Annotated in this window: 10 protein-coding genes; all 10 read left to right on the forward strand. The window is 62.7% G+C overall.

The genetic code is table 11. The features are described from left to right. The first annotated feature begins 29 nt into the window (after nucleotides 1-29). The gene (locus tag WC509_06710) at nucleotides 30-1,523 is read left to right on the forward strand and encodes a carboxypeptidase M32 (GenBank protein ID MFA5007140.1); all 1,494 of its coding nucleotides are present in this window, start codon (nucleotides 30-32) and stop codon (nucleotides 1,521-1,523) included. A 121-nt stretch (nucleotides 1,524-1,644) separates the two neighbouring features. Further along, nucleotides 1,645-3,042: a TldD/PmbA family protein gene (locus WC509_06715; GenBank protein MFA5007141.1), complete on the forward strand. Its 1,398-nt coding sequence runs from the start codon at nucleotides 1,645-1,647 to the stop codon at nucleotides 3,040-3,042. 2 nt (nucleotides 3,043-3,044) lie between these two features. Next, nucleotides 3,045-4,361 carry a TldD/PmbA family protein gene (locus WC509_06720; protein MFA5007142.1) on the forward strand — a complete coding sequence of 439 codons (1,317 nt, stop codon included), beginning with the start codon at nucleotides 3,045-3,047 and terminating at the stop codon, nucleotides 4,359-4,361. A gap of 139 nt (nucleotides 4,362-4,500) precedes the next feature. Beyond that, on the forward strand, nucleotides 4,501-5,373 hold the full coding sequence (gene fba, locus WC509_06725; protein MFA5007143.1) for a class II fructose-1,6-bisphosphate aldolase: 873 nt from the start codon (nucleotides 4,501-4,503) through the stop codon (nucleotides 5,371-5,373). Nucleotides 5,374-5,438: 65 nt separating this feature from the next. Beyond that, nucleotides 5,439-6,020, forward strand: coding sequence for a hypothetical protein (locus WC509_06730; protein MFA5007144.1), 582 nt, complete (start codon nucleotides 5,439-5,441; stop codon nucleotides 6,018-6,020). A 17-nt stretch (nucleotides 6,021-6,037) separates the two neighbouring features. Then, on the forward strand, nucleotides 6,038-6,925 hold the full coding sequence (locus tag WC509_06735; GenBank protein MFA5007145.1) for a hypothetical protein: 888 nt from the start codon (nucleotides 6,038-6,040) through the stop codon (nucleotides 6,923-6,925). Between the two features lie 19 nt (nucleotides 6,926-6,944). Continuing rightward, nucleotides 6,945-7,568, forward strand: coding sequence for a CatA-like O-acetyltransferase (locus WC509_06740; protein MFA5007146.1), 624 nt, complete (start codon nucleotides 6,945-6,947; stop codon nucleotides 7,566-7,568). A gap of 143 nt (nucleotides 7,569-7,711) precedes the next feature. Then, nucleotides 7,712-8,155: a MarR family transcriptional regulator gene (locus tag WC509_06745; protein MFA5007147.1), complete on the forward strand. Its 444-nt coding sequence runs from the start codon at nucleotides 7,712-7,714 to the stop codon at nucleotides 8,153-8,155. Continuing rightward, a complete protein-coding gene (locus tag WC509_06750; GenBank protein MFA5007148.1) occupies nucleotides 8,152-9,861 on the forward strand; it encodes an ABC transporter ATP-binding protein in 1,710 nt (569 codons plus the stop codon). The genes WC509_06745 and WC509_06750 overlap by 4 nt, the downstream gene beginning before the upstream one ends. Next, a partial coding sequence (locus WC509_06755; protein MFA5007149.1) for an ABC transporter transmembrane domain-containing protein occupies nucleotides 9,858-10,339 on the forward strand: 482 nt, incomplete at its 3' end. The genes WC509_06750 and WC509_06755, both read left to right, overlap by 4 nt.

Genomic DNA, 10,339 nt, shown 5'->3' on the forward strand with positions numbered 1-10,339 from the left:
CGAAATCCATCTCACGAAAGGACCCCTTCATGAACCACATCGAACGCTTCAGAACCCTCGTCAAGGAGATCAAGATCTACCAGTACGTCATGAACGTCATCGGCTGGGACTCGGAGACCGAAGCCCCGCGCGGCGCCTTCGCGGCGCGCGCCGACGTCATGGGCGCGATCGGCGGGGAGATCTTCCGTCGCTCCACCAGCCCCGAGTACCGCGAGATCGTCGACGCCCTTTACCATGACATCGACAAGCTCGATCCCGCGACCGCCAAGGAGATCCGCCGCGCCAAGAAGGCGCTCGACAAGATCGTCCGTGTCCCCGAGGATGAATTCGTCGCCTACCAGCGGCTCCTCACCCTCGCCCAGCCCGCGTGGGAGGACGCGAAGGCGAAGAACGACTGGAACGCCTTCAAGCCCTTCCTGGCCGACATCGTCGCGGCCAACCGCCGCTTCGTCGGCTATTACGGGATTCCCGGCGAACCGTACGACGTCCTCCTCGACGAATTCGAGGAAGGCATGTCGATGGCGGCGTACGACCGTTTCTTCGCCGTCCTCAAGCGCGACCTCGTGCCGTTCGTGAAGCAGGTCCTCGCGGCCGCGAAGGGACGCGTCGATCCGATCGCCGGCAGGAAATTCCCGGTCGAGGGACAACAGAAGTTCAGTCGGCATCTGCTCGACGTCATGAAGTTCGACACGAACCGCGGTCTCCTCAAGAAGAGCGTGCACCCGTTCACGTGGAACACCTCCCCGGCCGACGTCCGGCTCACGACCCGCTACGACGAGAACGACGTCTTCGGGTCGATCTTCTCGACGATCCACGAACTCGGGCACGCCACCTACGAGCAGCAGATCGACCCCGTCTGGGATCCGACGCTTCTCGCGAGCGGAACCACGATGGGAATCCACGAGTCGCAGTCCCGCATGTACGAAAACGTCTTCGGACGGAGCGAGCCGTTCTGGGAGAAGCATCTTCCGGCTCTTCGCCGCCGCTTCCCGACGCAGCTTGGGGACGTGGGCGTCGCCGACTTCGTCCGCGCCGCCAACAAGGTCGAGGCTTCGTTCATCCGGACCGAAGCCGACGAACTCACGTATCCGCTCCACATCATGGTCCGCTACGACATCGAGCGCATGCTCTTCTCGGGCAAACTCGGCGTCGACGAACTGCCGGCGAAATGGAACGAGCTGATGAAGAGCTATCTCGGCATCGTCCCGCCGACGGACACCCTCGGCGTGCTGCAGGACGTCCACTGGTCGAGCGGCCTCTTCGGCTACTTCCCGACCTACGCGCTCGGAACCGCCTACGCGGCGCAGATCTACGACGCGATGAGGAAGGAACTCGACGTCGACGCGATCCTGCGCTCCGGCGACATGGGACCGATCAACGCCTGGCTGAAGGAGAAGATCCACCGGTTCGGCGGCAGCAAGTCTCCGGAAGAGATCATGCTCGACGTCACGGGCGCGCCGTTCGACCCGTCCCACTACGTCGATTATCTCAAACGCAAATATACCCTTCTGTACCTTTCTTGACGAAATCGCGGGCGACGCCGCCAAGGCGCCGCCCCTTTTCATGAACCCAATATGGGAAAAAGCCTTGTCCTCATCCGCGCCCGCGTGTTATAATTCTTTCAACATCCATGGAGGTGGCAGCATGCTTTTAGAAAAGTCTCTGATCGAGAAAACGATCGCGACCGGACTCGCGACCGGCGCCGATTTCGCGGAGGTCTTCGTCGAGGATACGTCCTCCGAGACCATCCAGCTGGTCGGCGGCCGGATTGAGAAGGCCAACGGAGCGAAGATCTTCGGCGTCGGCATCCGTCTCGCCCTCGGATTTCGGAGCGTCTACGGCTATACCAACAGCAAGAATCCGGACGACGTCGTGAAACTGGCGTCCGACCTGTCGAAATCCTTCGAGAACGCCGCGAAGATCGCGCCGGTCTCGCTTGGAGAACCGGAGATCGGCACGCGCCATCGCGCGAAGGTCGATCCGCGTTCGGTCGCCCGGGCGACGAAGGTGGAACTCATGCGCAAGGCGTACGACGCCGCGAAGCAGGTCGACCCGGTAATCACGCAGGTCGTCGTCAACCTGCTCGACTCGGTGCAGAACGTCCAGATCGCCAACAGCGAAGGCCGTTTCGTCGAGGATTGCCGGACCCATGTCCGCGCCTACATCCAGGCAATCGCTTCCAAGGACGGCGTCATGCAGACGGGCGGCGAAGGACCCGGCGCCGCCAAGGGCTACGAGTACTTCTTCGAGGAGTTCGATGTCGCCGAGGCGGCCCGCGACGCGGCCCGCACGGCGAAGACGATGCTCTTCGCCGACGATTGCCCGTCCGGCATCATGCCCGTCATCATCAACAACAAGTTCGGCGGCGTCATCTTCCACGAGGCCTGCGGGCATTCGCTCGAAGCGACGTCCGTCGCCCGCAATGCCTCCGTCTTCTGCGGCAAGCTCGGCACCCAGATCGCCTCGCCGATCGTCACCGCGATCGACGACGGCACGATCGAACACGGCTGGGGCTCCGCCAACTTCGACGACGAGGGCTACCCGCAGCAGCGTCGCGTCCTGATCGAGAACGGCATCCTCAAGAGCTACATGGTCGACAAGCTGAACAGCCGCCGCATGAACCATGCGCCGACCGGTTCGTCGCGTCGCGAGTCCTACCGCTACTCGCCGACGTCGCGCATGTCGAACACCTACATCGACAACGGCACCTCGACCTTCGAGGAAATCATCGCCGCCACCGAATACGGACTCTACGCGGCGAAGATGGGCGGCGGCTCCGTCAATCCGGGCAACGGCGACTTCAACTTCGCCGTGTCCGAAGGCTACATGGTCCGGAACGGCAAGATCGCCGAACCGGTCCGCGGCGCCTCGCTCGTCGGCAACGGTGCGAAGATCCTCTGGAACATCGACATGATCGCCGGCAACCTCGACCGCGCGCGCGGCATGTGCGGTTCGTCCTCGGGTTCGATCCCGGCCGACGTCGGGCAGCCGACCATCCGCGTCTCGTCGATCACGGTCGGCGGCCGCAAGGGAGGGAAATGACGATGATGAACATCGAACTGCTTTTCAAATCAGCCAAGGCGAAAGGCGTAAGCGACGTCTCCGTCTTCCTCTCCAACAGAAGCGAACTCTCGCTGGAGGTCTTCGACGGCGAACTCGACAAGTACGAGATCGCCGACACGTCGAGCATGACCGTCCGCGGCGTCTACAACGGCAAGATGGGAAGCTACGTCACCGAGGTCCTCGACGATTCGCTGATTCCGACGATCGTCGACGCCGTCATCGAATCGGCGAAGATCATCGATTCGCTCGACGACGCGATCATCTACGCCGGCGACAAGGAATACGCCAAGCTCGACGGCCTGCTGAACGAGAATCTCACGAATGAGGACGTCGCCCTCAAGATCGCCAAGGTCAAGGCGCTCGACAAGGCGATGCACGCCGCCGATCCGCTGGTCACGATCGTCGAGTCGATGTATACCGAGACAACCCGCAAGGTCCTCCTTCAGAACACGAAGGGCCTCAAGCTCGAGAACGTCGTCAATTCGGCGATGTTCGGCGGTTCCGCGATCGTCAAGAACGAAGCCGACCAGCGTACCTCCTTCGACCTCGTGGTCTCCAACGACCCGGCCGACTTCGTCCCCGAGAAGCTCGCAGGCGCGATCGTGAGCGACGCCGTCAAGGCGCTCGGCGCGAAACCGGTCCCGACCGGCGCGTACGAGATCGTCTTCCACGCCGACGCGCTCGCGACCCTGCTTTCGGCCTTCCAGGGCATCTTCTCCGCCGAAGCCGTGCAGAAGAACATGTCGCTGCTCAAGGGCAAGCTCAACACCGTCGTCGGCTCGCCGCTGGTCTCGATCGTCGACGATCCGTTCCAGGCGAAATCGAGCCGCTCCCGCTCGTTCGACGACGAAGGCGTCGCGACCCGCTACAAGGCGATGATCGACAAGGGCGAACTGAAGACCTTCCTCTACAACCTCGTGACCGCGAAGAAGGACGGCGTCGCCTCGACCGGCAACGGCTTCGGATCCGCCGTCGCCGCCGTCAACCTCAAGTTCCTGCCGGGAACGTCGAAACCGGAAGAACTCCTGAAATCCTGCAAGAAGGGCCTCTGGATCAAGGACGTCCAGGGCGCCCACGCCGGCGCCAACCCGATCTCCGGCGACTTCTCACTCCAGGCCTCGGGCTTCGTCATCGAGGATGGCATCATCGGCGCGCCGGTCGCGCTCGTGACCGTCGCCGGGAACTTCGTCCAGATGATGAAGGACGTCGTCGGCGTGGCCGACGACTCGAAGACCGGCTACTACGGCATCACCACGCCGTCGGTCAAGATCGCCTCGATGGCGGTCGCCGGCATCTGACGTTTCCCCTCCGGGACCGGCTTAGGCCGGTCCCTTTTCATCTCCCGCCGCGTTGGGGGAATTGCCTTTACTTTCAACCTCCCATTCTGTATAATGGAGGTTGGAAAAAGACACGAATCAACACCCATGGAGGCATCATATGGCACTTGTTTCCGTCAAGGAAATGCTCACCAAAGCGTTCAAGGAAGGCTATGCCGTCGGCCAGTTCAACATCAACAACCTCGAATGGACCAAGGCGATCCTCACGACCGCGCAGGAACTGAACTCTCCGGTCATCCTCGGCGTCTCCGAAGGCGCCGCGAAGTACATGACCGGCTACAAGACCGTCGTCGCGATGTGCGCCGCGATGGTCGATTCGCTCAAGATCACCGTTCCCGTCGCCGTCCACCTCGACCACGGCACCTACGAAGGCGCCCTCAAGGCGATCGATGCGGGCTTCCCCTCGATCATGTTCGACGGGTCGGAGTTCGCGATCGACGAGAACGTCAGGAAGACCACCGAACTCGTCGCCCTGTGCAACGCCAAAGGCTTGTCGATCGAAGCCGAAGTCGGCGCCATCGGCGGCGAAGAGGATGGCGTCCACGGCCGCGGCGAACATGCCGATCCGGACGAATGTGCCCGCATCGCCGCGCTCGGCGTGACGATCCTCGCCGCCGGCATCGGCAACATCCACGGCATCTATCCGCCGAACTGGAAGGGTCTCGACTTCGATACCCTCGCCGCGATCAAGAAGAAAGTCCCCGCCACGCCGCTCGTGCTCCATGGCGGTACCGGCATCCCGAACGAGATGATCCGGAAGGCGATCTCCCTGGGTGTCGCCAAGATCAACGTCAACACCGAATGCCAGCTCGTCTTCGCCGCCGCGACCCGCAAGTACGTCGAAGAGGGCAAGGATCTCGACACGAAGGCGAAGGGATTCGATCCGCGCAAGCTGCTCGCCCCCGGCTACGAGGCGATCAAGGCCGCCGTCAGGGAGAAGATCAACCTGTTCGGTTCCGCCAACAAAGCCTGATTTGCGAAAAACCACTACGCGCTAGTGGTTTTTCCTTCTCTTACGACCCGCCACGGAGGAAACGCATGGATTACCTGTTCCGCGAATATCTCGCCTGGATCGCCGAAAACCACGAATTCTACATGGAGCTGAAGGAGCATGATTCGCCGCTCTACGATCGGTTCCTGCCGGTGTATGCCGTGCTCGACCACGTGTATCAGGAGGTCAAGGGCGACCGCATGCAGTTCGACTCCGACCTCGAGCGCATCTTCCACGTCGGTCTCGAATTCCTCCACGACCAGTTCGAATCGTGCAAGCTCTACCTCGAGACGAAGTTCAAGGGCGACCTGCACGTCTTCATGGAGTACGCCCCGGCGGTGAACCACATCCTGTTCGTCGAGGACGTCCGCTACGAGCTCGAGGAGAAGGAAGCCGACTACGACCCCAAGAAGCTCGAAGACCTGCTCGATTTCCTCGAGGACATCCTCGACGCGAAGACCGGGATCGACGAGAACCTCGGCGTCTACGTCGACAGCGTCGTGAAGGACGTCGTCGGCGACGTCGACTTCGAACTTTACGGCATCATCGACATCTTCATGGACGTCGCCGAGACGTTCGGACTGTACCTTTTCGAGGACGAGGACATCGTCCTGGGAAACGATATCTGAGAAAGGAAGGATCCCCCATGTTCAACCGCAAGAAATACATCATCGTCATCGTCCTGATCGGCGTCGCGAGCGTCGCCGCGATCGTCCTGAACGCGCTCTTCGGAAAGTCCGAATACTGGCTCTGGATCGCGCTCGTCGCGATGACCGCCTTCACCGTCCTGCGCACCCGCATGTTCGCACCGCTCCAGGTCTTCGGCACCAAGTTCACGATGCTGGTCGACTACGACCTCGACGTCGAGGAGGCCGTCCGACTCGCCCGCGAGGGCGTCGAGAACGCCCCCACCGACAAGATCGCCGCGATCTATGCGATGTACCTCGGCATGGGTCTCTACTACAAGGGCGATTACGAAGCCGCGGTCCGCACGTTCAACGGCATCCGCCTCGACCGGCTCGACGGCGTCTACCACGTCCTGATCGTCTCCTTCGTCTGCTATGCCGAGTTCGAGCTCGGCGACGAGGCCGCCTTCAAGGAGGGGCTTGAGCGCCTGCGCGGGATCCAGTCGCGGATCGCGCCGAAATATCAAGGCTATGCGGCCAACTACCTCGAGATCCTCGAAGCCCTCGACAAGCTCTCGCTTGATCCGGAGCACTACCGCGAAGTGATGGAGAAGCACTTCAACCGCGACGACGGCTACATCTCCACCAAACTCATCCACCAGTACCGCCTCGCCCTCTACGACCGTCAGGTCGGCGACGTCGAAGCGATGGACAAGAAGCTCGCCTTCGTCATCGCCAACGGCAAGAACCACCACACCGCCCTGCGCGCCCGCGCCCTCTTCCAGAACACCGTGAACCCCGACGACTACGTGATCCGGCCGGCGGAAGAGGAACCGGCCCCCGCCGATCCTTCCCTGATCGAGACGCAGACGCCGGAAACGGACGAAGACAAGCCGGAAGGCGAATGACGGGAAAGGCTTCGAGGCCGTGAAGACGATCGACCCGAACACCTGGAACCGCCGCGCCCATTACGAGCTTTTCAAGAATTACCGCGATCCTTTCTTCAACGTCTGCTTCGACCTCGACCTGACGGCGTTCCTCGCGCGGATCAAGGCCGAAGGGAAGCCGTTCTTCCTGTCGTTCACGCGCGTGGCGACGGCCGCGGCGAACGCCGTCGAGGCGTTCCGTCTCCGTCTCCGCGGCGACGCCGTCGTCCTGCACGAGACCTGCCGCCCGTCGTTCACGATGATGACCGACAAAGGCGTCTTCCGGTTCCTCACGGTCCCGTACCACGAGGACGAGGCGACCTTCATCGCCACGGCGGAGCGCCTGTCGGAGATCGCCCGCAAGTCGGTCTCGGTGGCCGACGAGCCGGGCGTCGACGACCTCTACTTCATCACCAGCATGCCCTGGGTTTCGTTCACCGCGGTGGAACACGCGATGCCCGGGAACCCCGACGATTCCTTCCCGCGCCTGACGTGGGGAAAGTACCGCGACGTCCTCGGCCGGACGCTGATCCCGTTTTCGGTCGCGGCGCACCACGCGCTCGTCGACGGCCAGGACGTCGGTGCCTTCGCGGAAACCATGCAGCGTCTGCTCGACAGGGTCTGACATCCCTGCTGGATCGATCCGACCGTCCGTTCTCCGGACGGTCTTTCTTTCGCTTTTTTTACCGAATCCATTTGACTTTCGGCGAAACCGTAGTAAACTGAATCTGTTGCGTGCGCAACGATAAGACACGACGGAGGACCCGTATGACCGGATGCATGAAGTACATCAGCGTCACCGCGCGATGCGCGATCCAATTCCACGGCGATCGACTCGCCGACCTCGGACTGAACGGTTACCAGAGCAGCTACATCCTGCATCTCTGCCGCCAGCCCGGGATCTCGCAGGAGCGGCTCGCGCAGCGTCTCCACGTGAATCGCAGCAATGTCACGCGGCAACTCGTCCTGCTCGAACGGCTTGGTTACGTCGAGCGACGGAAAAGCGCCGACGACCGGCGCGTGATCGAGGTGCATCCGACCGCGAAGGCGATCGAGGCGCTGCCGCGCGTGCGGGCCGTCCTTCGGGAATACAGCGACTATCTCTGCGCGGAGTTCACCCCCGCGGAGACGGAAACCCTGAACGCCCTCCTCGAACGCGTCGCGGCGAGGGCCGAGGCCCGCGACGCGAAACGGAAGGAAGACGCCCGATGAAGCGCGTCTGGGGGTTCGTCCGGCCGCATCTGCCGGTGATGAGCCTGCAGATCTTCATCAAGTTCGCCGCCACGGTCATCGAACTGTTTTTGCCGTGGATGCTTTCGACTATCCTCGACGACGCGGTGCCTTCGGGGGACATGAACGCCGTCTTCCTCTGGGGCGCCCTCATGGTCCTCTGTTCCGCGCTCGCGCTCGTCGGGAACATCGTCGCCAACCGGATGTCGACGAAGATCTCGCGGGACATCACCGAACGTCTCCGTCACGATCTCTTCGAACGCGTCTCGGCCCTCTCGTGCGCGCAGACCGACCGCTTTACGATCCCGTCGCTCATCTCCCGGCTCACCTCCGACACCTACAACGTCCATACGATGATCGACCGGATGCAGCGTCTCGGCATCCGCGCGCCGATCATCCTGCTCGGCGGGATCTTCGTCTCGCTCACGCTCGAGCCGATGCTCACGCTCGTCCTCGTCGGCACCCTGCCGCTGCTTTCGCTCGTCGTCTGGTACGTCTCCAAGCGGGGCATCCCGCGCTACACCGAGACGCAGGTCGCCTTCGACCAGCTCGTCCGCAAGGTCCAGGAGAACATGACCGGCGTCCGCGTCATCAAGGCGCTCTCCAAGACCGAATACGAGAAGGAGCGCTTCGACGAGGCGAACCGCCGTCTGATCCGCAAGGACCAGCGCGCCGGCAACCTGATGGCGATCACCAATCCGGCGATGAACGTGCTCCTGAACGTCGGACTGTCGCTCGTGATCGTCGTCGGCGCCTTCCGCGTCGACGCCGGCGTCTCGCAACCGGGGACGATCATCGCCTTCCTGAGCTACTTCGCCCTCATCCTGAACGCCCTGATGATGGTGTCGCGCCTCTTCATGATGTATTCCAAGGGCGCCGCCAGCGCCCGGCGCATCGCCGAGGTCCTGGATGCGCCGGACACGATGGCGACCGCGGAACGTGACCACGAGGACGGTGAAGACCACATCGTCTTCCGTCACGTCGACTTTTCCTACAACAAGATCCAGAACAACCTGTCCGACGTCAGCTTCGCCCTGAAGCGCGGCCAGACGCTCGGCGTGATCGGTCCCACCGGCAGCGGCAAGACCACGCTTCTGCAACTGCTCCTAAGGTTCTACGACCCCGACCGGGGCGAGATCCGGATCGACGGCGACCGCCTCGACGGCATGCCTACGGAGGTCCTTCACACGAAGTTCGGCGTCGTCTTCCAGAACGACTTCCTGTTCGCGGACACGATCCGCGAGAACATCGACTTCGGCCGGGCGCTCGGTGACGAGCAAATCGTCGCCGCGGCGAAGACCGCCCAGGCCGATTTCATCGCCGAACGGCCGGAAGGACTGGATCACGTCCTGACGGTGAAGGGCGCGAATCTGAGCGGCGGCCAGAAGCAGCGTCTTCTGATCGCCCGCGCGCTCGCCGCCCACCCCGAGATCCTGCTGCTCGACGACTGCTCGAGCGCGCTCGACTACAAGACCGACGCGGCCCTCCGCCGCGCGCTGTCGAAGGAGTACGGCGACACGACCTCGATCATCGTCACCCAGCGCGTGAGCACGATCAAGAACGCCGACGCGATCCTCGTCCTCGACGAGGGAAAGGCCATCGGCTACGGCACGCACCGCGAACTGCTCTCGTCCTGCGCGAGCTATCGCGAGATCTACGAAGTGCAGATGGGAGGGACGGCGCGATGAGTCCGAAGACCGGTCCCGATTTCGGCAAGGGCATCGCCGGAAGCGGCAAGTTCGAACGTCCCACCGTCAAGACGACGCTTATCCTCCGCCGCCTCGGAAAATACTTCTATGCGTACAAATGGCTGTTGCTTCTGGCCTTCGTCCTGAGCGTCGCGAGCAACCTTCTTTCGCTTGTCGGTCCGAAACTGTCCGGCTACGCGATCGACGCGATCGAACCCGGGGCCGGAAGCGTCGACTTCGCGGTCGTCTTCCGCTACGTCGGGATGATGGTCGGCTTCTACGTGATGTCGTCGGCGCTGGGATACCTGCTCGCGCTCCTGATGATCCGGCTGAGCCGGAACATCGTCTACCGGATGCGCAAGGACGCCTTCGACAAGCTCGCCTCGCTGCCGGTCGGGTTCTTCGACCGGCATCAGACGGGCGACATCATCAGCGTCATCTCCTACGACATCGACACGATCAACGCCTCGCTGTCCAA

The organism is Candidatus Izemoplasmatales bacterium, assembly GCA_041649275.1.
Lineage (GTDB): Bacteria > Bacillota_I > Bacilli_A > Izemoplasmatales > Hujiaoplasmataceae > UBA12489.

Coding starts and splice junctions, on each gene's coding strand:
- WC509_06730 (MFA5007144.1), top strand. CDS start 5,439: ATGGATTACCTGTTCCGCGAATATCTCGCCTGGATCGCCGAAAACCAC.
- WC509_06750 (MFA5007148.1), top strand. CDS start 8,152: ATGAAGCGCGTCTGGGGGTTCGTCCGGCCGCATCTGCCGGTGATGAGC.
- WC509_06745 (MFA5007147.1), top strand. CDS start 7,712: ATGACCGGATGCATGAAGTACATCAGCGTCACCGCGCGATGCGCGATC.
- WC509_06735 (MFA5007145.1), top strand. CDS start 6,038: ATGTTCAACCGCAAGAAATACATCATCGTCATCGTCCTGATCGGCGTC.
- WC509_06710 (MFA5007140.1), top strand. CDS start 30: ATGAACCACATCGAACGCTTCAGAACCCTCGTCAAGGAGATCAAGATC.
- WC509_06720 (MFA5007142.1), top strand. CDS start 3,045: ATGATGAACATCGAACTGCTTTTCAAATCAGCCAAGGCGAAAGGCGTA.
- fba (MFA5007143.1), top strand. CDS start 4,501: ATGGCACTTGTTTCCGTCAAGGAAATGCTCACCAAAGCGTTCAAGGAA.
- WC509_06715 (MFA5007141.1), top strand. CDS start 1,645: ATGCTTTTAGAAAAGTCTCTGATCGAGAAAACGATCGCGACCGGACTC.